The 23,460-nt window shown below is 65.4% G+C and carries 20 protein-coding genes; 9 read left to right on the forward strand and 11 right to left on the reverse strand.

The genetic code is table 11. The features are described from left to right. On the forward strand, positions 1–650 hold a 650-nt coding region (locus GCN74_RS26290; protein WP_226939238.1), incomplete at its 5' end, for a YceI family protein. On the opposite strand, the gene GCN74_RS26295 is transcribed toward GCN74_RS26290, so the two are convergent. After that, the gene (locus GCN74_RS26295) at positions 613–1,242 is read right to left on the reverse strand and encodes a LysE family translocator (protein WP_152259387.1); all 630 of its coding nucleotides are present in this window, start codon (positions 1,240–1,242) and stop codon (positions 613–615) included. The genes GCN74_RS26290 and GCN74_RS26295 overlap by 38 nt on opposite strands. A 157-nt stretch (positions 1,243–1,399) precedes the next feature. Between GCN74_RS26295 and GCN74_RS26300 the strand changes: the two genes are divergently transcribed. Beyond that, positions 1,400–4,279 carry a hybrid sensor histidine kinase/response regulator gene (locus tag GCN74_RS26300; protein WP_226939239.1) on the forward strand — a complete coding sequence of 960 codons (2,880 nt, stop codon included), beginning with the start codon at positions 1,400–1,402 and terminating at the stop codon, positions 4,277–4,279. On the opposite strand, the gene GCN74_RS26305 is transcribed toward GCN74_RS26300, so the two are convergent. Together GCN74_RS26305 and GCN74_RS26310 are read right to left on the reverse strand one after the other, a co-directional pair. Continuing rightward, positions 4,264–5,175: an alpha/beta hydrolase gene (locus GCN74_RS26305; protein ID WP_152259388.1), complete on the reverse strand. Its 912-nt coding sequence runs from the start codon at positions 5,173–5,175 to the stop codon at positions 4,264–4,266. The two genes, GCN74_RS26300 and GCN74_RS26305, sit on opposite strands and share 16 nt — an antisense overlap. A gap of 47 nt (positions 5,176–5,222) precedes the next feature. Beyond that, a complete protein-coding gene (locus GCN74_RS26310) occupies positions 5,223–8,360 on the reverse strand; it encodes an NAD(P)/FAD-dependent oxidoreductase (RefSeq protein ID WP_226939240.1) in 3,138 nt (1,045 codons plus the stop codon). Between the two features lie 198 nt (positions 8,361–8,558). Between GCN74_RS26310 and GCN74_RS26315 the strand changes: the two genes are divergently transcribed. Next, a complete protein-coding gene (locus tag GCN74_RS26315; RefSeq protein ID WP_152259389.1) occupies positions 8,559–9,107 on the forward strand; it encodes a phosphohydrolase in 549 nt (182 codons plus the stop codon). A 364-nt stretch (positions 9,108–9,471) separates the two neighbouring features. Then, positions 9,472–10,086 carry a response regulator gene (locus tag GCN74_RS26320; protein ID WP_226939241.1) on the forward strand — a complete coding sequence of 205 codons (615 nt, stop codon included), beginning with the start codon at positions 9,472–9,474 and terminating at the stop codon, positions 10,084–10,086. 416 nt (positions 10,087–10,502) lie between these two features. On the opposite strand, the gene GCN74_RS26325 is transcribed toward GCN74_RS26320, so the two are convergent. Then, the gene (locus GCN74_RS26325; protein WP_152259390.1) at positions 10,503–10,724 is read right to left on the reverse strand and encodes a hypothetical protein; all 222 of its coding nucleotides are present in this window, start codon (positions 10,722–10,724) and stop codon (positions 10,503–10,505) included. Between the two features lie 221 nt (positions 10,725–10,945). Between GCN74_RS26325 and GCN74_RS26330 the strand changes: the two genes are divergently transcribed. Together GCN74_RS26330 and GCN74_RS26335 are read left to right on the forward strand one after the other, a co-directional pair. After that, positions 10,946–11,533 (forward strand): chromate transporter, encoded by a 588-nt coding sequence (locus GCN74_RS26330; protein ID WP_152259391.1) that lies wholly within the window; start codon positions 10,946–10,948, stop codon positions 11,531–11,533. Further along, positions 11,530–12,114, forward strand: a complete 585-nt coding sequence (locus GCN74_RS26335; RefSeq protein ID WP_152259392.1) for a chromate transporter — start codon at positions 11,530–11,532, stop codon at positions 12,112–12,114. Before GCN74_RS26330 ends, GCN74_RS26335 begins: the two co-directional genes overlap by 4 nt. A 5-nt stretch (positions 12,115–12,119) precedes the next feature. On the opposite strand, the gene urtE is transcribed toward GCN74_RS26335, so the two are convergent. The 7 genes from urtE to GCN74_RS26370 all read right to left on the reverse strand — a co-directional run bounded on the left by urtE (position 12,120) and on the right by GCN74_RS26370 (position 19,372). Further along, positions 12,120–12,818 carry an urea ABC transporter ATP-binding subunit UrtE gene (urtE, locus tag GCN74_RS26340; protein WP_152259393.1) on the reverse strand — a complete coding sequence of 233 codons (699 nt, stop codon included), beginning with the start codon at positions 12,816–12,818 and terminating at the stop codon, positions 12,120–12,122. Between the two features lie 18 nt (positions 12,819–12,836). Then, positions 12,837–13,667, reverse strand: a complete 831-nt coding sequence (gene urtD / locus GCN74_RS26345) for an urea ABC transporter ATP-binding protein UrtD (RefSeq protein WP_152259394.1) — start codon at positions 13,665–13,667, stop codon at positions 12,837–12,839. Next, positions 13,664–14,779, reverse strand: coding sequence for an urea ABC transporter permease subunit UrtC (gene urtC, locus GCN74_RS26350; RefSeq protein WP_152259395.1), 1,116 nt, complete (start codon positions 14,777–14,779; stop codon positions 13,664–13,666). Before urtC ends, urtD begins: the two co-directional genes overlap by 4 nt. Next, positions 14,776–16,377: an urea ABC transporter permease subunit UrtB gene (gene urtB / locus GCN74_RS26355; RefSeq protein WP_152259396.1), complete on the reverse strand. Its 1,602-nt coding sequence runs from the start codon at positions 16,375–16,377 to the stop codon at positions 14,776–14,778. Before urtB ends, urtC begins: the two co-directional genes overlap by 4 nt. 136 nt (positions 16,378–16,513) lie before the next feature. Further along, the gene (gene urtA / locus GCN74_RS26360) at positions 16,514–17,767 is read right to left on the reverse strand and encodes an urea ABC transporter substrate-binding protein (protein ID WP_152259397.1); all 1,254 of its coding nucleotides are present in this window, start codon (positions 17,765–17,767) and stop codon (positions 16,514–16,516) included. Between the two features lie 200 nt (positions 17,768–17,967). Continuing rightward, positions 17,968–18,756 (reverse strand): DUF4349 domain-containing protein, encoded by a 789-nt coding sequence (locus GCN74_RS26365; RefSeq protein ID WP_152259398.1) that lies wholly within the window; start codon positions 18,754–18,756, stop codon positions 17,968–17,970. Positions 18,757–18,772: 16 nt separating this feature from the next. Continuing rightward, positions 18,773–19,372, reverse strand: coding sequence for a transglutaminase-like domain-containing protein (locus tag GCN74_RS26370; RefSeq protein ID WP_152259399.1), 600 nt, complete (start codon positions 19,370–19,372; stop codon positions 18,773–18,775). Positions 19,373–19,625: 253 nt separating this feature from the next. Between GCN74_RS26370 and GCN74_RS26375 the strand changes: the two genes are divergently transcribed. From GCN74_RS26375 to GCN74_RS26385, 3 genes are all read left to right on the forward strand, one after another. Beyond that, a complete protein-coding gene (locus tag GCN74_RS26375) occupies positions 19,626–20,213 on the forward strand; it encodes a DUF2760 domain-containing protein (RefSeq protein WP_152259400.1) in 588 nt (195 codons plus the stop codon). After that, a complete protein-coding gene (locus GCN74_RS26380; RefSeq protein ID WP_152259401.1) occupies positions 20,210–22,081 on the forward strand; it encodes an Hsp70 family protein in 1,872 nt (623 codons plus the stop codon). The genes GCN74_RS26375 and GCN74_RS26380 overlap by 4 nt, the downstream gene beginning before the upstream one ends. Positions 22,082–22,083: 2 nt before the next feature. Beyond that, positions 22,084–23,460 (forward strand): Hsp70 family protein (locus GCN74_RS26385; RefSeq protein ID WP_152259402.1); only part of this gene is annotated, 1,377 nt, incomplete at its 3' end.

A 23,460-nucleotide genomic window follows, 5' to 3' on the forward strand; every position in this document is an offset into this window, starting at 1 on the left:
CGCCGGTAGCGGCGCCAGCCATGCAGGCGCCGCTACCGGCGCGGCCGGGCGTGCGCATCCTGCACATCGCCCCGCAGGACTCCCTGCTGACCATCACCGTGCGGCGCGGCGGCGCGCTGGCCCGCCTGGGGCATGACCACGTGGTTGCCAGCCGCACCCTGCAGGGCGTCGTGGCGCCCGCGCCGGGACGCGCGCAATTCCAGTTCCGGCTCGACGAGATGAGTGTGGATGAAGCTAGCCTGCGCCAGGCGGCGGGGCTGACGACGACGCCGTCGGCGGACGCCATCGCGGGCACGCGCCACAACATGCTGGTGCGCGTGCTGGAGGCCGAACGCTATCCGTGGGTGCGTATCGACGCCCGGCGTATCGACGCCCGGCGCACCGGCGACGGCGACGTGCTCGACGCGGACATCACCTTGCATGGCGTGACGCGCGCCGTGCAGCTGCCCGTGCGGATCGAGATGGCGGCCGACGGGCGGAGCCTGCAGGCCAGCGGCAGCCTGCTGTTAAAACAGAGCGATTTCGGCATCGTGCCCTTCGCCGTGCTGGGCGGCGCCATGGCCGTGCAGGACCAGATGGAACTGGCGTTCCGCATTACCGCCCGGCAAGAGATCAGCGCGCCAGGATCAGGCGCAAGCCCAGGCCGATGAAGATGGTGCCGGCCACGCGGTCCAGCCACAGGCCGGCGCGCGGGCGGCGGTTCAGCCACAGGCCCACGGCGCCGGAAAAATAGCCGAGCAGGCCGAACAGCACACAAGCCTGCGCCGTGAAGACCAGGCCCAGCTGCGCCGTCTGCCAGCTGGCATTGCCCTGGCCCGCGACGATGAACTGCGGCAGGAACGAGAGGAAGAACAGCACGACTTTCGGATTGATACTGTTGGCAAACAAGCCCTTGCCGAACAGGCGCAGCAGCGATTCGTCGGGCAAGGCCGCCGCGCCATCGACTTTGGCGCCGCCGCGGCTGCGCAAGGCGCCGATGCCCAGCCACACCAGGTACAGGCCGCCAGCCACTTTCAGCGTGGTAAAGGCGGCAGGCGAGGCGGCCAGCAGGGCCGACACGCCGATGGTCGCCAGCACCGTGTGCGTGAGGCAGCCGAGGGCGCAGCCCAGGCCGAACGCCATGCCCTGGCGGCGCCCGCGCGACATGCCCACGCCCAGCACCATCAGGTTGTCGGGGCCGGGACTGGCGGTAATGAGGACGGCGGCGGCCAGGAAGGCCAGGAACTGGTCGGGACTGAGCATGGAAGACTCGCAGGCAAAAGGCGACATGATACCGGAGCGGGCGCCATGCGGGCAGGACATGAAATTGCCCGTGTGCCACCGAGAGTCGATTAAAATGGGCACTCCACAGCAAACGGCGTTGCCGCCAGTTCCCGCGCGACCATCACCCTGCCCATCGATGCCAGCCTTCCCGCCCCCTTCCAGCCACCGCGCTTCCTGCTCCCGCGTCAGCGCCTGGCTATGCGGCTGGCTGTTCGGTTTTCTATTCAGCCTGCTGGGCCTGGCGGGCGCGGCGCAGGCGGCAACTTTGTCCCTGAGCAAGCAAGGCATCGCGCACCTGGGCAGCGGCGGGCAACTCTTTTTCGCTGGAGATGAAGCCGCGCCGGCCGATGCCGCCGCCCTGCCCGCCTGGCTGGCGCGCCAGCGCCCGGCCGCACAGGTCGACCTGTTCGGCGGCGCCTACTGGCTGCATGCGCAGGTGCGCAACGACAGCAACGTCGCGGCCTGGGTCATCGACCCGAACGACACCCTGATCGACCTGGTCGACCTGTATGTGTATGGTCCCGGGCCACATGCGGCGCCGCAGGTCTTGCTGACAGGCTACCAGCGCCCGCATGAATATTTGCTGCACTACGGCAAGGACGTGCAACTGGCGCCGGGCGCCACGTATGACATCCTGATCCGCTTTTCCAGCCCCTATTACGCGCGCGCCCCCATGTTCGGCGTGAAGGCGCAGCGCGATTACCGCAAGCTGGTGGGCAAGGAAAATTTCCTGATGGTGGCGTCCATCGGCGCCCTGCTGGCTCTGGGCCTGTTCAATTTCTTCATCTTTTCCATCACCCTGGAAAAAGCCTCGGCGTATTACGCGCTGTACGTGCTCACGTACGGCCTGGCCTGGGCCATGACCTTCCACGTCTTTGCCGACCTGTTCGACTGGCATCTGCTGCAGCTGCATTACCTGCCGTTTTTCCTGCTGCCCGTCTTCAGTACTTTGTTCTACACGCATTTCCTGCGCCTGCGCGACTACTCGCCCCTGCTGTACCGCATCAGCAAGGTCAACCTGGTGCTGCCCCTGCTGCTGCTGCCCAGCTGCTTCTTCGCCCTGTCGTATGCGCACACGCTGGCCACCATCGCCATCAGCATCTGGATGCTGCTGGCGCTGATCTGCGGCATCGTCGTCTGGCGCCGCGGCTACCAGCCGGCGCGCTTCTTCGTGCTGGCCTTCGTCGCCCTGATGCTGCCCGGCTTCCTGATCCTGCCGGCCAACCTGGGCCTGATGCCGGCCATGGTGGCCAACGCCCAGCTGGTCACCTTGCTCGGCGGCACGCTCGACGGCTTGCTGCTGGCCTTTGCCCTGGCCGACCAGATCCGTTTGCTGCGCAACAACCTGGAACAGCGCGTGCAGGAACGCACCCTGGCGCTCACCCTCAGCAACGATGCCCTGCTGACGGCCAAGGAGCATGCGGAAGTGGTCAGCCGCCACCGCATCGACTTCCTGTCGGCCATGAGCCACGACATCCGCACCCCGCTGGCCGGCGTGATCGGCATGCTGAAATTCGCCCTGCGCGACCAGTCCGTCAAGGGCCGCACGCAGGAATACCTGCGCATCGGCCTGCACAACGGCGTCTCGCTCCTGACCATCCTCAACGACATCCTCGATTTCTCGAAGATCGATGCGGGCAAGCTGACCCTGGAAACCGTGGACTTCGACCTGCTGGCGCTGGTCGGCGACGCGGCCGGCATCGTGCAGGGCCAGGCCGACGCCAAGAGCCTGCTGCTGCGCCGCGAACTGGCGCTGGACCTGCCCCGCTACGTGCGCGCCGACCCCACGCGCCTGCGGCAGATCCTGATCAACCTGCTGGGCAATGCCTTGAAGTTCACGGCGAATGGCGAAGTGCTGCTGGAAGTGCGGCGCGCCCGCACGCCGCCGCGCCGCGACGGCCGCAGCGAGATCGATTTCATCATCAGCGACACGGGGCCCGGCATCGACGCGGACACCTTGCCGCGCCTGTTCCAGAAATTCGAGCAGGCCGACCATTCCACCACGCGCCGCTACGGCGGCACGGGCCTGGGCCTGGCCATCTGCAAGGAACTGGTCGAACTGATGGGCGGCACGATCGGCGTGGAAAGCCGCGTCGGCATCGGTTCGCGCTTTCATTTCAGCCTGCCGCTGCAGGACGGCAGCGCGCCGGCGGCCGATGCGCGCCGGCCCCAGCGCCACGCGCGCCACGCCTGCCGCCTGCGCATCCTGTGCGCCGAAGACGTGCGCACCAACCAGATCATCATCGGCACCCTGCTCGAAAGCATGGGCCATGACGTGACCATCGTGGAAAACGGCGAGCTGGCGCTGCGCGCGCTGGGGACGGGCGCCTACGACTGCGTGCTGATGGACGGCCGCATGCCATCGATGGACGGCGAACAGGCCGCGCGCCTGATCCGCGGCGGCGGCAACGCCGAATTCCCCGTTCCCGACCCGCGCATCCCCATCCTCGCGCTGACCGCCAACGCCAGCGAACATGACCGGCAGCGCTACCTGGCCGCCGGCATGGACGACTTCCTCAGCAAGCCCGTCGACGAAGCCCTGCTGTTCGAGAAAATCGACGCCATCATCGACCTGCTGCTGGCGCGCGGCCACGCCCTGCCGCCGGCCGTGCCCAGCGAGGACGAGAACCTGGCGCGCCAATTCGGCCTGGACGGCGGCGGGCCGCCCGCGCCGGCCGATCCCATGACGGCGCCCGTGCACATCCTGCCGCTGGCGGGCCTGTCGCCGCAGCACTTGCAGCGCATCGCGCAAGCGTTCCTGACGGAAGCGCCGCGGCGCCTGGACCTGGCATGCCACGCCGTGCGCGACGGCAACGCCAGCGCGGCCGCCGCCGCCTTCCACGCCTTGAAAGGCAGCGCCGGCTACCTGAGCCGCCCCACCCTGCACGGCCTGTGCCACCAGATGGAAACCCTGGCCTCGAACGGCCAGCTCGATAACGTGGAACAGTTCCTGCCGCAGCTGCACGCGGCGCTGGATGCGGCGCGGCGCGACCTCGAAGTTCAGCCTGGCGCCTGAGGCATCCAGCCATGCGCCCGCAGCCACGCCAGCAGCAGCTGCGGCCACGCGGCCGGCTCGCTGCCCCGCTTGCCCAGGCCCCAGCCATGGCCGCCCTGCTGGAACAGGTGCAGCTCCACGGGCACGCCCGCGCGGCCCAGGGCGGCGGCCATCAGCCGGCTGTTCTCGGGCGGTGCAATGGGGTCGTCCAGCGCCTGCGCAATGAACATGGGCGGCGTGCGCGCATCGACGTGCAATTCCACCGACATGGCGTCGCGCGCCGCCTGCGCGGGGTGGCTTCCCAGCAGCTGCTTCTTCGCATGCGTCGTGTCGTATGGCGGCTGCATGGTCAGCACGGGATACAGCAGCACGGCAAAGTCGGGCCGCGCGGATAATGCATCGAGCGCATCGGCGGGCGCATGGCGGACCGCGTCGGGCTCGACCGCCGTCATGCCGGCCAGGTGCGCGCCGGCGGAAAAGCCCAGCATGCCGATGCGCGCCGGGTCGATCCGCCATTCCTCGGCGCGCGCACGGATCACGCGCATGGCCCGCTGGCCATCCTGGAACGGCGCGGCCACCCCGCCGCCTTCCTGCGGCAGGCGGTACACCAGTTCAAACGCCGTGATGCCCTGCGCCTGCAGCCAGCTGGCGGCCGGGCCGCTTTCCTTGCCCGCCTCGATATGCGCATAGCCGCCGCCGCTGACCAGCACGATGGCCGTGCCGTTCGGCTGCGCCGGGCGGTGCACGATCAGATACGGCTGATCGACCTGCGTGATGGAACCCTTGGCGCTGTCGCGCTGCGGCCCCGGCGCCGCGCCGCCGGGCGGCGCGCCCGGCCACAGCACGATCGCGCCGGGCGGCGCGGCGCTCCCGTGCAGGTGGACGAGAACCAGGCATAGCGGCATCAGGCGTTTCATGGACAAGCTCGCGCAGGGAACAATGAAACGCCATCATAGCGAAATAACTAAAAATCCGTCTCGCCCTGGATCACGGCCGGATACCCCGTCAGCGCGCGCGAGGTCTGCATGCCCGCCATCACGGCCGCCTCCACGCAGCCCGCGTTGATGCCCGTCCTGATCCAGTCGCCCGTCAGGAACAGGTTGGAAAAGCCCGACTGGTCGGTGGCCAGCCGGTACCGGGTGCTGCCCACCACCGACATCACGTAGCGCTCGGACGGGTCGACATTGGCGCGCCAGTACTGGCTGTCGAAACGCGCCGGCCCCGTGCCAGCCTTCGCGTCGACCAGCCATGGCCACGGAAACGCGCCGGGCCCGCCCGCCTCGGGCCACAGGGCGCCGATTTCGCGTTCCAGCTGGTGCAGCGCGCCCGCCTTGGCGCGTGCCGCGCAGCGGGCGGGGAAATCCGTGTCGGTGACGGGCGGATAGCTGTCGACGGGGAAGGCGCTGCAAAAGTAGGACACGTTCTTCGGCGCCAGTCCCGCCGGCCAGTCCTCGTGCGCCAGCAGCTGGTCCATGGGCGCCCACGTGTCGTACGGCTCCGTGAAGGCCGACAGCACGGGCTGCTGGCCTTTCGGCTGCGTGGTCCAGCCCATCTGACGCAAATCCTTGTTGAGCCACACCTGGTAAGCCTGCGTGGCCACGGTTTTCACCTTGTCCGCCGTCAGCTGCAGGGCCGGGCTTTGCGCCAGCAACTGCGGGCACAGGACCGGCAGCGAGCCGATCGAGATGCCGAACACCACCTTGTCGAAATCGACGCCCTTCTTCAGGACCGTGGCGGGCAACTGCCGGCCGAACGCCTGCCGGTACTGCTGCGGCCAGTCGCTCCAGTACGATTCCAGGTTGACTTCCTGCTCTTGGAGCAGGGCCGCCTGCGCGGGATCGAGCTGCGCGTAATCGGGTGCGCTGGGCCAGCAGGCCAGGCCTTTCACGTCGACCAGCGGCGCATAGCCGGCGGCGGGATCCTTCAATTGCACCTGCTGCGTGATGCGGATGCTGTCGATGTCGCCCGCGCCCGGCACCAGTTCTTCCACGCGCTGGAAGAACCTGAATTCCACGCCCCGCTTGCGCAGCACTTCGTACAGGGGCGTGAAAATCGTGTCGCCCATGCCGGCCTGCATCTTGAACATGATGCCGCCCTTGTAGGCCAGGCCGATGCGCGCCATCGCCCGCAACAAGGTGCCCGCCTCGATGTTCGGCTTGGCGAAATCGCCGCCCTCGTAGGCGAACACCAGGTCGTAGAAGCCCCGCACGGGCGCCGAATTCACGCTGAACTGCTCGTCGCCGCCGTGTTTTTTCAGCCAGGCGCGGAAATCGATGTCGTTGATGACGTCAAAGCCGTTCTTGAACACGCCATCCTCGAACATGCCCTTCATGACCGTGATGCCCAGGTCCAGGCAGGTGAACAAGCGGCGCAATTCATCGTCGCCGTCGATCAGCGCGCGGTAGCGCAGGCGCAGCCAGGCGCGGATGCCGTTCAGGGTGCTGGCCAGCAGCTGGTAGCGGGCCTGGTCGTGGCGCGTGGAATCGGGCGCCAGGTCGGCCACCAGCGCCGCCAGCGCGCCCACGGACAGGCCCACGTCCAGGCCCAGTTCATCGGCCTGCCCCACCACTTCGTCGGCCAGGCGGCGCAGCCAGCCCGGCCACACGCCCTCGCCTTGCGATGCGCTGGCGCGCACGATGCGCGCGTCCGCGTCCGCCACTTGCCGGATCTGGCGTATCCACTGCTCGATCCAGCCCACCATGGCGATGGCCATCTGCCACAGGGTGATGTCTTCGCCGCCTTCGCCCGGCTCGCCCGGCAAGGTGGGAAAGAGGATGGACCAGTTGCGCCACTTGCCCTTGACGTCTTCCGACAGGGCCACGTAGTCGTGCTGCTTGAAGGCGTCGCGCCAGGTGGCCAGCGGGCTGCCTGGCGGACGGTCGAGGCTGGCGTAGGCTTCCTTGATCATCCTGAAGGCGTTCGCGTAGAAGCCGAACCAGATGTGCAGGCCGTGCTCCTCGATGCGCTGGCCCGCTTGCGCATTGCGCCCGCTGGCGCCCTTGCCGCCCAGGCGCCAGCCCAGCTGGTACACAGTGATCTCGTGCCGGTTTTGCCAGCCCGGCTGGTTCGTCAGATAATACGCGGCCGTCATGGCCGCCACGCCGCCGCCCAGGATGGCGATCTTTTCCGGCGCGATGCGGGAATTGTCGACCAGCTCCTCGCCCGGCATGGCCGTGAAATCGAAGTTCACATTGAACGGCAGGATCGCCGCCTGCGGCCCCAGCTGCAAGCCCAGGGTCTGGTCCAGCGGGAAGCTGTCGAACGCGTGCACTGTGCATTCGTATTCGTAGCCCAGCAGCCGCGCGCTGTGCAGGCGGTTGATCTCGGCCGGCGCGGCCACCAGGGCCTGGTACACGGCCTTCACGCCCGCGCTGTCGGGAAACTGCTTGAGGAAGATCTGGTCGATGCGGGGGGTGCGCAGCAGGGAAAGGATATCGGCCCAGCCGGCCTGGTCCATGTCGAAGAAATCGGGGATGGAGAGGAAGATCTTGAACGCCTGCTCGATGAGTTCAAGGAAGCTGTTGAGGGGTTTATGCTGGCCCGTCTGCACGGTGGCATTGACCTCCAGCAACGGGTGCAGGGCCAGTTTCGTTTCCGGCGAAAAATGCTGGAAACCCTTGGCGGCCACGGAGCAGCGCAGCGGCTCGCTGCCGGCAGCGGGAATCTCGTACTCGCACAGGTATTTCGGATAGCCAAACAGTTCGCGCCCGTTGATCAGGGCCATCGCGTCGTCGACGAAGATATGGCACGGATACCAATAGATATGCGCGAGCTTGCCCGCCCCATCCATCTCGCCGACCATGATCCAGGTGACGATATCGACTTCCGTGATCCAGCCCTTGGCCTGGTCGACGGGGTTGCTGGAATCGGCATGGTTGACGCGCGTAAACGTCAGCATCACATACGGCGACAGGGCTTTCAGGCTCATCTTGCGGCCCGCCACCTGGTTCAGGGTGGTGTTCACGGTCGCCTGCAGCTTCGCCAGGTCGCCCCTGACGAAATAGCCGTACATTTCCGACTGTTTCAATTGCAGCGGCGAGTGCATCATCACCGAACCGCCCTGATAGATATACGAAGGTCTTGCCGAAGGTATCGCCGTCATTGCCCTGCCCCCTTTAAGTTTCATTCAAACAAGATTTCTACAGTGTATTTGAGAAATATCAATGAATGATATGAAATAAATTAAAGGATTTGCCAAGATGCATAGGCTCAGCAGGAAACAGCTTGCGCGCGGCAGGCGGGGCAAGCCCGGGCCATCGGGTGTAGGATGAAAGCTCCTGACCGTTCCGAGCACCGCGCCATGGCAATGATTACTACCGATTACGTTTCCACTTATTCCGGCAACCGTTTTTATCCGCTGCGCCCCCATATCGACAAGGTCGCCATCGAAGACATCGCCCACGGCCTCGCCTACCAGTGCCGCTTCAATGGACAGACGCAGGTGTTTTATTCGGTCGCCCAGCACAGCCTGATCGTCGCCGGGCTGGTGCCGCCCCATCTGCGCCTGGCCGCCCTGCTGCATGACGCGGCCGAAGCCTACCTGGGCGACATGGTGAAGCCCTTGAAAGTGCTGCTGCCGGAATTTGCCGCGCTGGAAGACAAGGTGAGCGCCATCATCGCCGCCACCTATGGCCTGGATTTTTCCGATTACGCACCCATCAAGCGGGCCGACCTGATCGCGCTGGCCACGGAAAAGCGCGACCTGATGCCCCATTCGGCCGAACGCTGGGCCTATCTTGACGGCATCGTGCCCTTGCCCGGTATAATCGAAGCCATGGGACCGGCCGAGGCCAAGCAGCGCTTCCTGCATGCGTTTGCCCAGCTGGGCGGGCTGGGGCTGGCGGCATGAAAGCCTCTCCCACAGTCTCACGAACGGGCGCTAAGCCCCGGTTTTTGCACGGCTTTTTTAGATATCCACAGCAACTGTGGATAAAGTTGTTGATAAGCCCCTCTTGACAAGCCGCAACACCAGCATTGATGCGGGTTTCAACAATTTGCTGATTTCACAGGCAATTTTTTACCCCAATGAAATCAATGACTTAGCATCATGCATTTGCGCTAGCGCAAAGCTGCTCGGCCATCATGAAAATATATTTTGCGGTACAGCAGGCAAGCTGGCGCCAGGCCGTCTTGCCTGAACAGCATTGTTTTGACAAACCCCGCAGACTGGCATAGTGTGGAGTGAGCGAGCACGATCAACGGTGGATAAACGCATGAATATGGATAGCGACAGCGTGGATAGCGACAGCGCCGCCAAGGGGGCGGACGAACCCGACTGGCTGGTCGACGACCCGCTCGAGAAGGCAGATGCGGCGGCAGAACCGGCCAGCGCGGCGCCATGGCGCGTGCTGATCGTCGACGACGATGTCGACGTGCACGTGGTGACCAAGTTCGCGCTCAGCCAGGCCAGCTTCCAGGGACGCAGGCTGAGCTTTTTGCATGCGTACTCGGGCGCCGAGGCGCTGGCTTTGCTGCGCAGCACGCCCGACATCGCCGTGGTGCTGCTCGATGTGATCATGGAAACCCAGGATGCCGGACTGCAAGTGGCGCGCCAGGTGCGCGAAGAACTGCACAACAGCGCCGTGCGCATCATCCTGCGCACGGGCCAGCCCGGCCAGGCGCTGGAACACCGCATCATCATCGATTACGACATCAACGATTTCTGGTGCAAGACCGACTTGACCACGCGCAAGTTGTTCACCACCGTGATCGCCTCGCTGCGCACCTACGCCAGCTTGCGCGAAGCGCAGCAACAGGTCGCCAGCCTCGCTGCCGCCCTGGCCCAGTGCGGCGAAGCGCCCCCGGCGCCGGCCGGCGGCACGCCCTGAGCATCGGCCGCTACTTTCAGTCATAAAACAAGAGCACTGGATGGGCATACAGGCTTGTCCCGCACCCCATTTTGACCTGCCCGGATGCGCCATCCGCTGCGCCGAACGGCCGTCATTATCTAAGTGGCGGATTGTTAAGCGCTTTTTCAGATATCCACACGGACTGTGGATATCTTTGTGGATAAGCGCCTATTGACAGGCCTCAAAGCCACAGCCAGTGCGGCTTTCAATAAACTGCTCAATCAAACAGCAAAAATAAATCCCATTAAAATCAAATACTTAGAAACTCACACATAATCACAAGAAAATTATTTCGCCAATTTCGCTAACCCATCATTTGTGCATAACTGAGCCGTAGTGATCAATCCGACAACAGCGGACTAGCGATGCCAGCAACACAGTTGCCGTGCGGATATTCAATGCACGGTCTGGCGGCGCTGCTCCGGATGCAGCAGCACGCGTTCGATCAGTTCGGGCGCGATATTGTATGACTTCAGGTATTCCAGCGCGCACAAGGTACTGAAGGCAGCCTGCACGGCGATACCCAGGTTGACGATATCGGACATCTTTTGATCGACCCGGGCATGCAGCACCACGGTCTTGACGGGCATATGCAGCGTTTCTGTGGAATTAGGCATGGTGAACAACTCCTGCGTAGGGGGACGGAACGGAGGGAGACGGCGTAGCGGTGCGAACCGCGCCAGCGCGGACAGGGACAGCGGTCATGTTGCCGATCAAAGTATTGCTGATAAATTCTCGATGTCAATGGCAGGGAAACATGAGCCACGGTTTTTTCTTGCAGGCACGAGCTCAGCCGAAAGCGATGGACAAGCGCGATCGGCCACGGCGATAATCAGCCATGCCCTCGCCTTCGCCCCTCCCGCCCGACCTTTCCCGCCCGCAACCCGCCTCGCTTGCCGACCTGTTCTTCTCGTTCACCTGGCTGGCCCTGCAGGGATTCGGCGGCGTGCTGGCCGTGATCCAGCGCGAAATGGTCGAGCGCAAGCGCTGGCTGACGCAGGAGGAGTTCCTGGAAGACTGGGCCGTCGCGCAAATCATGCCCGGTCCCAACGTGGTCAACCTGTCGCTGATGGTGGGCGGGCGCTATTTCGGCTTGAAAGGGGCATTGACGGCGCTGGCCGGCATGCTGGCAGTGCCGCTCGTCATCGTGCTGGTGCTGGGCGTGCTGTACACGCGCTTTGGCGACAATGCGCACATGGCGGGCGCGCTGCGCGGCATGGCGGCCGTCTCGGCCGGCATGATCGCTGCCACGGGCGTGAAACTGGCCGCCGCGCTGGGCAAGCATCCGCTGCCCCTGTGGCTGACCCTGCCCCTGGTCGTGCTGGGCGTGCTGATGGTGGCGGTCTTCCACTGGCCCCTGCTGTACATCCTGCTGGGCCTGGGCGGCATCGGCTGCCTGCTCACCTACCGGAAGCTGGCCGCATGACGCCGCCCCTGCAACTGGTCTTGAGCACGGGCGACTGGCTGAACCTGTTCGGCCATTACCTGATGCTGTCGCTGATGTCGATCGGCGGCGCGATTTCCACCACGGCGGAAATGCACCGCTTCCTCGTCGAGCAGCATGGCTGGCTGACGCAGGCGCAGTTCAACGAATCGATCGCCATCGCGCAAGCGGCACCGGGGCCCAACGTGCTGTTCGTCGCCCTGATGGGCTGGAACGTGGGCATGAACGCGGGCAGCTATGCCGCCGCGTACCTGGGCGTGCTGGTGACCATGGTGGGCATCATGCTGCCCAGCACCACCCTCACCTACGTGGCGGCCCAGTGGGGCTACCGCAACCGCGACCTGCGCCCCGTGCGCGCGTTCAAGCAAGGCATGGCGCCCATCGTCGTCGCCCTGCTCATTTCCACAGGCATGATACTGGGCGGCGCCAACCATCGATGGAGCACCGACTGGCCCCTGTGGAGCCTGTCCATCGTGGCCGGCCTCATCATCTGGCGCACGAAGATCCATTTATTGTGGCTGCTGGCGGCCGGCGCCGTGCTGGGCTGGCTGCAGCTGGTGTAGAACGCCTACACGGCCAGGTGCCGCTTCACCTCGTCGCCATCCATCTGTTCTGCCTTGCCGCTGGCCACGACGCTGCCGCGCGACAGCACGATGAACTCGTCGGCCAGCTCGCGGGCAAAGTCGAAATACTGTTCGCACAGCACGATGGCCATGTCGCCGCGCTGTTTCAGCAAGCTGATCACGCGGCCGATATCCTTGATGACGGAGGGCTGGATGCCTTCCGTCGGCTCGTCGAAGATGATCAGCTGCGGCTCGGCCAGCAGGGCGCGGGCGATGGCCAGCTGCTGCTGTTGTCCGCCCGACAAATCGCCGCCGCGCCGCTGCAGCATCTCTTTGAGCACGGGAAACAGCTCATACACGTGCGGGTCGATGCGCGACGCTGCCCTGCCCCGCTTCACCGCCATGCCCATCAGCAGGTTTTCCTCGACCGTCAGTCGCGCAAAGATGTCGCGTCCCTGCGGCACGTAGGCAATGCCCAGCTTTGCCCGCGCATGCGGTGCCAGCTTCGTAATGTCGCGGCCATGGAAGACCACCTGGCCCTGCGCCACGGGCAGCACGCCCATCAGGCATTTCAGCAGGGTCGTCTTGCCCACGCCATTCCTGCCCAGCAAGGCCAGGCATTCGCCCTTGCGCGCCGACAAATCGATGCCGCGCAAGGTATGCGAGGAGCCATAGTATTGATTTAACTGTTGCACTTCCAGCATGGCCTGTGATCTCCCCTATTACCTTCCCAGATAGACTTCGATGACGCGCTCGTCCGCTTGCACCTGGTCCATGCGGCCCTGGGCCAGCACGGCGCCCTCATGCAGCACGGTCACGATGCCATGCTGCGCGATGTCCGTGACGAATCCCATGTCGTGCTCGACCACCATGATGGAATGCTTGCCCCGCAATTCATTGAGCAATTCCGCCGTGCGCGCCGTTTCCGCGTCCGACATGCCGGCCACCGGTTCATCGAGCAAAATCAACTGCGGCTCCTGCATCAGCAGCATGCCGATTTCCAGCCACTGCTTTTGCCCATGCGACAGCAAGCCGGCCAGCCGCCCCTCGTGACCATCGAGGCGGATCAAGCGCAAGATCGCTTCGATCTTGCCTGCCTGCTCGGACGTGAGGCGCGCAAACAGGGTGGGCGCCACGCGCTTGTCCAGCTTCATGGCCAGTTCCAGGTTATCGAACACCGTATGCTGCTCGAACACGGTGGGACGCTGGAACTTGCGGCCGATGCCCGCGTGGGCAATCTGCGCTTCCGTCATGCTGGCCAGGTTCATGGTCTGGCCGAACCAGGCCGTGCCCGACGTGGGGCGCGTCTTGCCGGTGATCACGTCCATCATGGTGGTCTTGCCCGCCCCGTTCGGACCGATGATGCAGCGCAACTCGCCCACGGAAATATCGAGGCTCAGTTTATTAATGGCCTTGAAGCCGTCGAAGGACACGCTGATGTCTTCCAGGTACAGGATGGCGCCATGCGTCGTGTCGACGCCCTCGCCTTTCACGCGCGCATACGTGGGGCCCGCTTCGGCGCTGGCCATGCCGGGCAGCATGCGGATGCTCATGCGGCCTCCTCTGCCACGACGGGCTTGCGTTTGAGCTTGCTCAACACGCCCAGCATGCCCTGCTGCATGAACAGGGTCACGCCGATGAACAGCAGGCCCAGCGCGAACAGCCACAGTTCCGGCAAGGCGGCCGTGAACCAGCTTTTCAGGCCATTGACGGTGAAGGCGCCCAGAATCGGGCCGAGCAAGGTGCCGCGTCCGCCCACGGCCACCCACACGACCATCTCGATGGAATTGGCGGGCGACATTTCCGACGGGTTGATGATGCCCACCTGCGGCACGTACAGGGCGCCGGCGATGCCGCACAGCACGGCGGATAAAGTCCAGACGAACAGCTTGAACCACAGCGGGTTATAGCCAAGGAACATCAGCCGCGCCTCGCTGTCGCGCACGCCCTGCAGCACCCTGCCCAGCTTCGAACGGACGATGGCGCGCGCGCCCACCAGCGCGGCCAGCAGGAAGGCCAGGGTCAGCAGGAACAGCACGGCCCGCGTGGCGGGCGCCGTGATGCTGTGACCAAGAATGGTCTTGAAATCCGTGAAACCGTTGTTGCCGCCAAAACCGGTGTCGTTGCGGAAGAACAAGAGCATGAAGGCATACGTCATCGCTTGGGTGATGATGGAAAAATACACGCCCTTGATGCGCGAGCGAAACGCAAAGTAACCGAACACGAAGGCCAGCACGCCCGGCACCAGCACGACGAGGGCCATGCAATACCAGAAATGTTCCGTAAATGCCCAGTACCACGGGTAGGTTTTCCAGTCGAGAAAGATCATGAAGTCGGGCAAGCTGCTGTGATACTGGCCCTGGTCGCCGATGGCGCGCATCAGATACATGCCGTGCGCATATGCGCCCAGCGCAAAGAACACGCCATGGCCCAGGGACAAGATGCCCGTGTAGCCCCAGACGAGGTCCAGCGCCAGCGCCGCCAGCGCGTAGCACATGAACTTGCCCACCAGCGCCACCGTGTAGGCGGACACGTGCAGCGCATGGCCTTCGGCAAACAGCAGATTCAACATGGGCAACAGCGCCGCCAGCACCGTACATGCGGCAATCGCCGACCATACGGGCCTGGTAAACAGGCCCTCCTTGCTTCGGGGTGAGTTAATCATTCGACGCTGCGTCCCTTCATGGCAAACAGGCCCTGGGGCCGACGCTGGATAAAGATGATGATGAATACCAAAATGGTGATCTTCGCCAGCACGGCGCCCGCCACCGGTTCGAGGAATTTGTTCACTTCGCCCAGGCCCAGCGCGGCAATCACGGTGCCGGCCAGCTGACCCACGCCGCCCAGCACCACCACCATGAAGGAATCGACGATATAGCTCTGGCCCAGGTCCGGCCCCACATTGCCCAGCTGCGACAGGGCCACGCCGCCCAGGCCCGCGATGCCGGAACCGAGGCCGAAGGTCAGCATGTCGACCTTGCCCGTGGCCACGCCCACGCAATCGGCCATGCGGCGGTTTTGCGTGACGGCCCGCACGAACAGGCCCAGCCGCGTCTTGTTCAGGATCAGCCACACGGCCGCCACGACCACGATGGCAAAGGCGATGATGGCCAGCCGGTTGTACGGCAGCACGAGGCCGCCCAAGACCGTCACGCCGCCCGACATCCAGGCCGGATTGGCCACTTCCACGTTTTGCGCGCCGAAGATCGTGCGCACCAGCTGCATGAGGATCAGGCTGATGCCCCAGGTAGCCAGCAGGGTTTCCAGTGGCCTGCCATACAGCCAGCGGATGACCGTGCGTTCCAGCACCACGCCCACCAGGCCGGAGACGAGAAAGGCGGCCGGCAAGGCGGCCAGCAGGTAGGCGTCCTGCAGGCCGGGCAGATAGATACGGAAGAACAGCTGGCACAGATACGTCGTGTAAGCACCTATCATCAGCAGCTCGCCATGCGCCATGTTGATGATGCCCATCAAGCCAAACGTGATGGCCAGGCCCAGCGCGGCCAGCAGCAGCACGCTGCCCAGGGAAATGCCGTAAAACACATTGCCGGCGAATTCCATGCGCTGCACTCGTCCCTTGATCTGGCGCATGGTCTCGATGGCGGCCAGCTGCACGCCCTCGTCCGGCTCGCCGGCCTTGCCATCCGGCCCTGTATCGAGCATGGCTTGCAGCACGGGCAACAGGCGCGCATCGCTGCTGCCGGCCAAGGCCTGCACGGCGGCCTTGCGCGTGGCCGCGTCGGGCGCATGCAGGCTGGCGCTGGCGATCAGCACCTGCAATATCTGCCTGATGTCGGCGGCGCTTTCCTGCGCCAGCGCGGCGCGGATCAGGGGCAGCTGGGCGGGATCGACTGCCTTCTGCAAGGCTTGCGCGGCAGCCAGACGCTGGGCGCGCTCCGGCGCCAGCAGCTGCAAGCCCGACAGGGCGCCGGCCACGGCCGCCCGCAAGCGGTTGTTGACCATCACGCCATCGATGCCGTCGGGCAGCGGCACGGGCTTGCCGCTTGCCGGGTCATACGCCTGCTCGCCATCGACGATGTACACCTTGCCGTCGGGCGCCGCATATAAGGCGTCGTCCTGCAAGGCTTGCAGCACCTTGGCGGCCTCGGGCGTGGCCAGGGCGGCGATCTGTGCCACGGCAGCGACCCTCGCGTCGGGATCGTCGCCGGATAGCGGCTTGAGCAGGTCGGGAGGGATGGCGGCCTGCGCCATGGACGCTAACAACAGGCTGGCGAAGACCAGCAGTTGGGGGAGGATCTGCATGCGCATGGATTCCATGTAGTAAAGCCGATGTCTTGATAAGTATCCTTCCCCCAAAGACAAGGACAGGGGTCAGACCCGCCGGGTCTGACCCCAGCTCTTTGTCTGGGGTTGCGATGACGATTCGACGCGCAAGCGCCTACAGCTTCTGCTTGCCCTCATTGCCCTTGATATACGGGCTCCACGGCTGGGCGCGTATCGGCTCCTTGGTTTTCCAGACGACATTGAATTGCCCGTCAGCCTTGATCTCGCCGATCATCACGGGTTTGTGCAAGTGGTGGTTGGTCGGGTCCATGGTCAGCGTAAAACCCGATGGCGCCTTGACGCTTTGGCCCGCCATGGCGGCGATCACCTTGTCCGTATCCGTCGACCTGGCTTTTTCCACGGCTTGCGCCCACATGTGGATGCCCACGTAGGTCGCTTCCATGGGGTCGTTCGTCACCACGGAACCCGCGTTCGGCAACTTTTGCGCCACCGCGTACGCCTTCCACTGCTTGATGAACGCCGCATTCACGGGATTCTTGAGGGATTCGAAATAATTCCAGGCCGCCAGGTGACCGAGCAGGGGCTTGGTATCGATGCCGCGCAGCTCTTCCTCGCCCACGGAAAACGCCACCACGGGCACGTCCGTGGCTTTCAGGCCCGCATTGCCCAGTTCCTTGTAGAACGGCACGTTCGAATCGCCATTGATGGTGGAAATGACGGCCGTCTTGCCGCCCGTGGAAAACTTCTTGATGTTGGCGACGATGGTTTGATAGTCGGCATGACCGAACGGCGTGTAGACCTCGCTGATATCGCTATCCTTGACGCCCTGGCTTTTCAGGAAGGCGCGCAGGATCTTGTTGGTGGTGCGCGGATACACGTAATCCGTGCCCAGCAGCACGAAGCGCCTGGCCCCGCCGCCATCCTTGCTCATCAGGTATTCCACGGCGGGAATCGCCTGCTGGTTCGGTGCGGCGCCCGTATAAAACACGTTCTTTTCCAGTTCCTCGCCCTCGTACTGCACCGGATAAAACAGCAAGCTGTTGAGCTCCTTGAACACGGGCAAGACGGATTTGCGGGACACGGACGTCCAGCAGCCGAACACCACGGCAACCTTGTCCTGCGCCACCAGCTGGCGCGCTTTTTCCGCAAACAATGGCCAGTTCGACGCGGGATCGACGACGACGGCTTCCAGCTTCTTGCCCAGCACGCCACCCTTGGCATTGATCTCGGCAATCGTCATCAGCGCCACATCCTTGAGCGAGGTTTCGGAAATGGCCATGGTGCCCGACAGGGAGTGCAGGATGCCCACCTTGATCGTATCGGCGGCCAGGGCTGCCTGCATAGAGGTGGACGTGGCCAGGGCCAGTGCGCCGGCGGCGGCCGCTTTCAGGATGATGCGTCGTGACATGGGGACTCCTGTGATGGGTTCGAGGGGGTCGAGCTGGACATACGATGTTGTTAAAGCAGAAAGCATGCCAACGCCGGCAGGTGTACGCCATGGTGCACGGGGCCGGTGCCGCACGAAAAAAAACCTGGCTGCACAAGGACTGTGCAGCCAGGTTTCAAATTGCCGTAAAACGGTGCGTCACCCGCGGCTATGCTTGCCTCTCAATCCTTGCGTGGCACGCCTCTCAAGCGGCGCCAGCCCTTGCGGCCCAGCGGGAACAGCAGCACGAATGCGATCAGCCATGGCAGGATGTAGGCCATGGCCGTGATGGCGTTGGCCACGCCTTCGGACAGGTTTTCCGTGAAATTGCCCAGCGCGCGCTTGACGGGCGTCCAGAACGATTGCTTGCCTTCGGCGCTGATTGCCACGTTCAGCAAATCCGTATCGATGCGCTGCATCAACAAGGCATTGGCCGCCGTCGCCTGCTCCACTTCCACCTGTACGGTGGCCAGTTCCTTGCTCACCTTGATCAAGGCATCGACGTTCGCACCCGAGCGTTTTTCCAGGTCCTGCAATTGCGCCTGGTACTGCTTGAGCATCTCCAGGCGTTTCTTGCTGTCGAGCACAGGACGGCCCAGGTCTTCCACCTTGGTGCCCTGGCTGGCGATCTCGCCTTCGCTCCCCACCAGCGCCATCATCTTCCTGATGCCGGCCGGCTTGGCGCGCATGCTGATGCGCGCATGCACGTAGCGGCCGCTGTCGATGCTGGAATCGAGCAGCAGGCAAGCGTTTTCCGTATCGGCCTTGCAGGCGGCGACCACTTTTTCATACAGGGGCCGCACTTGCGCCTCGTGCGTATCGACGCTGACACTGTGTTCATAGGCGAGAAATTCGCTGCCTTTTTCCTTGCCATCGAGACGCGCGGCGCTGGACTGTCCGGCGCTCTCGCCCTTGCTGCCGCAACCGGCCAGCAGCAACAGTCCGAACAGACATATATAGACTTTTTTCATGATTTCTTTCTTCTAGTTATAGATGCTGCGGCAGCAGTTCGACATCGGGCAGATGCGCCGCCACCTCCTGTACGGTGGCATATTGCGTCAGCGCGGCCACCACCTGCGGCAGCGGCGCCGGCCAGATTTCCGGCAAATCGCGCTCGTCGGGCGCCAGCACGGGAAAGGCCAGCTGTTCCTGCGGCGGCACGAAGGCGGCTGCGACGCCCGCCTTGTTGCCGCGCGCATCGATGCGGTACCAGCCGAACTCTTGCAGATACACGGCGTTCAAGCCATGCAGGCAGAACGGCGGCCCCGCCTCGCCCACGGCCAGGCGCTGGTAGCACAGGCCGGCAGGAATGCCGTTGGCGCGCAGCAGCGCAGCGAGCAGATGGCTCTTCGCATAACAATAGCCTGTGCCATGCTGCAAGACGTCGGACGCGCGGCAGGTGACGGGATTGCGCTGGTAATCCCAGCTGTGGGCAATCTCGTCGCGCACGAAGGCAAAGCAGCGGGCGGCGATGGCGGCGTCACCCACCGCGCCTGCCGCCAGTGCGGCCGCCCTGGCGCGCACGGCCGGATGGTCGCTGTCGATATGCAGGCTGCTGGCCAGATACGGGGAAAAGTCGGTAGACATGGCATCGAGGTCATGCAAAAAGATAATGCGCGATTCTAGTCGAAACGGTTCGGAATCGAGCGTTTCCTTGCGCAGGAACAAAGAAAATCCACGTGCCAGGCTGGCTGCGCCAGGGGCGGCGACTTTGGCGGCGGCCCGGTAGCTGGTATCATGCGGGCAAACGCAGCCGGCCATATGGGCGCGGCACATGCACTACCCTGCGAAGCGGCCCCCGCCGCCGACGCCTCCCTACAGATCAGAGAAACGAGTTCCTATGAGCACTTCATCGTCCCATCCATCGTTCTGGCGCAGAGTCCCGCTGGCTTTCGGCGCCTTCTTCAGCACCCTGTCGGACGCCGCCTATGCGGCCCGCGTGGAAAAGCTGTCCCTGCCCGAGGCCGCACCCGTGGCGCCGGTGGCGCCAGCGCCCGCCCCGGCGCCCGTGCCGACACCGGCCGCCGCACCCGTCATATTGAAGGAAGCCACGCCGGACGCCGCCCTGCAATTGCTGGCCCTGCTGCAGCGCGAAGCGCGATTGATCGACTTCACCCAGGAAAACCTGGGCAGCCATGCCGACGCCGACATCGGCGCGGCCGCCCGCGTCGTGCATGAAGGCTGCGCCAAGGTCATGCGCGAATACTTCACCATCGATGCCGTGCGCCAGGAAGCCGAAGGCAGCCGCATCGTGCTGCAGGAGGGCTTTGACTCGGCCAGCGTGCGCCTGACGGGCAACGTGGTCGGTTCCGCCCCATTCACGGGCACCCTGAGCCACCGCGGCTGGCGCGCGTCCAGCGTACGCCTGCCAAAACTGAGCCCGCAGCACGACGCCGCCATCCTGGCCCCGGCCGAGGTGGAACTGTGAACGATCAAACCAACCCAAGCCCGCGCTACGCCATCGGCATCGACCTGGGCACCACGCACAGCGCCCTGTCGTATGTGAACCTGGTCGAAAGCGACGGCGAAAAGTCCAGCCACGGCGTGCTGAAGGTGCCGCAGCTGTCGGCGCCGGGCACCGTGGAAGACCTGCCGCTGCTGCCGTCGTTCGTCTACCTGCCCCATGCCGAGGAAGTGGCGGCGGGCGACCTGGCCCTGCCCTGGGTCACCGAGGAAGCGGAAGCGCCGTTCGTCGTCGGCGAGATGGCCCGCAGCCGCGGCGCCACGACGCCCATCCGCCTGGTGTCGAGCGCGAAAAGCTGGCTGTGCCACCCGGGCGTGGACCGCCGCGCGGCCATCCTGCCGAACGATGCGCCGGCCGAGGTGGCGCGCATCTCGCCCATCACGGCCTCCACGCGCTACCTGACGCACCTGCGCCAGGCCTGGGACCAGGCCCACCCGCAAGCGCCGTTCGCCGAGCAGGAAATCACCGTCACCATCCCCGCCTCGTTCGATCCGGCCGCGCGCGAGCTGACGATGGAAGCGGCGCAGGCAGCCGGCTACGCTTCGCTGACCCTGCTGGAAGAGCCGCAGGCGGCCCTGTACAGCTGGATCCAGACCAGCGAAGGCCGCTGGCGCAAGGAAGTCAAGCCGGGCGACATCATCCTGGTCGTCGACGTGGGCGGCGGCACCAGCGACTTTTCGCTGATCGCCGTGCTGGAACGCGACGGCGTGCTGGAACCGCACCGCGTGGCAGTCGGTGAACACATCCTGCTGGGCGGCGACAATATGGACCTGGCCCTGGCCCACCTGGTGGCCCGCAAGCTGGCCGCCAACGGCACCCAGCTGGACGCCTGGCAGATGCGCGCGCTCACGTATGGCTGCCGCAGCGCCAAGGAAAGCCTGCTGGCCGACAGCGGCCTGGACACGGCGCCCATCGTCGTGCCGAGCCGCGGCTCAAAGCTGATCGGCGGCTCCATCCGCACGGAACTGACGCGCGCGGAAGTGTCCACATTCATCCTCGACGGCTTCTTCCCGCAGGTGGAAGCATCGAGCCGCCCTGCCGTGCGCACGCGCGCCGGCCTGACGCAACTGGGCCTGCCGTATGCGCAGGACGCGGCCATCACGCGCCACCTGGCGGCCTTCCTGGGCCGGCAAGTGGCGGCGACGTCCGAACTGGAAGGCTTTGCGGGCCGCCAGTCGGCCGACGCCAGCTTCCTGCACCCGACGGCCGTGCTGTTCAACGGCGGCGTCTTCAAGTCCGACCTGCTGGTACAGCGCATCCTGGCCACCGTCAACGACTGGCTGTACATGGAAGGCGCGGAACCGGCGCGCATGCTGGCCGGGGCCGACCTGGACCTGGCCGTGGCCCGTGGCGCCGCCTACTACAGCTACGTGCGGCGCGGCCATGGCGTGCGCATCCGCGGCGGCACGGCCAGTGCCTTCTACGTGGCCATCGAATCGGCCATGCCGGCCATCCCCGGCATGGAACCGCCGATCCAGGCCCTGTGCGTGGCACCGTTCGGCATGGAAGAAGGCAGCGAACTGGAACTGCCGGGCCAGCAATTCGGCCTGGTGGTGGGCGAACCCGTGCACTTCCGCTTCTTTGCCTCGTCCACGCGCCGCAACGACCAGATCGGCGACCTGCTGGACTTCTGGGGTCCCGACGAGTTGCAGGAGCTGAGCGAAATCCAGGCGACCCTGTCCGCCGAAGGCCGCTCGGCCGGCGACGTGGTGCAGGTCAAGCTGCATGCGCGCGTGACGGAAGCGGGCACCCTGGAGCTGCTGGCCGTTTCCCCTGACGGCGCCGAGCGCTGGAAGGTGGAATTCGACGTGCGCGGCACGCCGCAGCAATAGGCATGCGCAGCGCAGCGGGCAAGCCGGCCTTCCTGGTCGGCATCGACCTGGGCACCACCAATACGGTGGTCGCCTATGCGAATGCGGCCGATGCGGCCGATGCGCAGGCAGGCATCGAGCTGTTCGCCATCGAGCAGCTGGTCGCTCCCGGCGAAGTGGGCGCACGCCCCCTGCTGCCGTCCCTGCGCTACCACCCCGCTGCCGGCGAGCTGGCGGCGGGCGACTTGCAGCTGCCCTGGCCGCAGCAGGACCCGGAGCACGCCGTTCTCGGAGCGCTGGCGCGCCAGCTGGGCGCCCAGGTGCCGGGCCGGCTCGTTTCCAGCGCGAAGAGCTGGCTGTCGCACGCGAACGTGGACCGCCAGGCGCCCATCCTGCCCTGGGGCGCCGATGCCGACGTGGCCAGGGTGTCGCCCGTGGCGGCCAGCGCCAGCTACCTGGCCTACGTGCGCGCCGCGTGGGACCACCGCTTCCCGCATGCTCCTTTGGCGCAGCAGGAACTGGTGCTGACCATTCCCGCCTCGTTCGACGAGGGTGCGCGCGCACTCACCCTGGAAGCGGCCCGCATGGCCGGTTTGCCCGCCTTGCGGCTGGTGGAGGAACCGCAGGCGGCCTTCTATGACTTCCTGCAGCGCCGGCGCGCCACCCTGCGCGCGGACCTGGCCGATACGCGCCGCATCCTGGTGTGCGACGTGGGCGGCGGCACCACCGATTTCAGCCTGATCGACGTGGCCTTCGGCGACGATGGCGAACCGCAGCTCACGCGCAGCAGCGTGGGCAACCATTTGATACTCGGCGGCGACAATATGGACCTGGCGCTGGCCCACCTGGTGGAAACGCGCATGGCGCAAGGCAGCGAAGGCGGCATGAAGCTGTCGGCCGCGCGCCTGTCGCAGCTGATGGAACGCTGCCGCGCCGCCAAGGAGCTGCTGCTCTCCAGCGGCGCGCCAGAGACAACCAGCGTCACCCTGCTGGGCGCGGGATCGCGCCTGATCGGCGGCAGCCGTTCCGTCGACCTCGCGCGCGAGGAAGTGGCGGCCATGGTGGTCGACGGCTTCTTCCCGAAGGTGGCGCTGGGCGACACGGCAAAAAAAGGCCGCGCCGGCATCGTCGAATTCGGCCTGCCGTATGCGCAGGACGCGGCCATCACGCGCCACCTGGCCAGCTTTCTGCAACAGCATGCGGGCGCACTGCCCGATACCCTGCTGCTCAATGGCGGCGTGTTCCGCGCCGACGCATTGGCGCGCCGCCTGGCCGAGACGCTCGCCCACTGGCGCGGCGCGCCCCTCACCATCCTGCACAACGACAATCCCGACGTGGCCGTGGCCCGCGGCGCGGTCGCCTACGCGCTGGCCCGGCGCGGCCAGGCGCCGCGCATCGGC

Source organism: Janthinobacterium sp. FT14W (assembly GCF_009208755.1).
Lineage (GTDB): Bacteria > Pseudomonadota > Gammaproteobacteria > Burkholderiales > Burkholderiaceae_D > Janthinobacterium > Janthinobacterium violaceinigrum.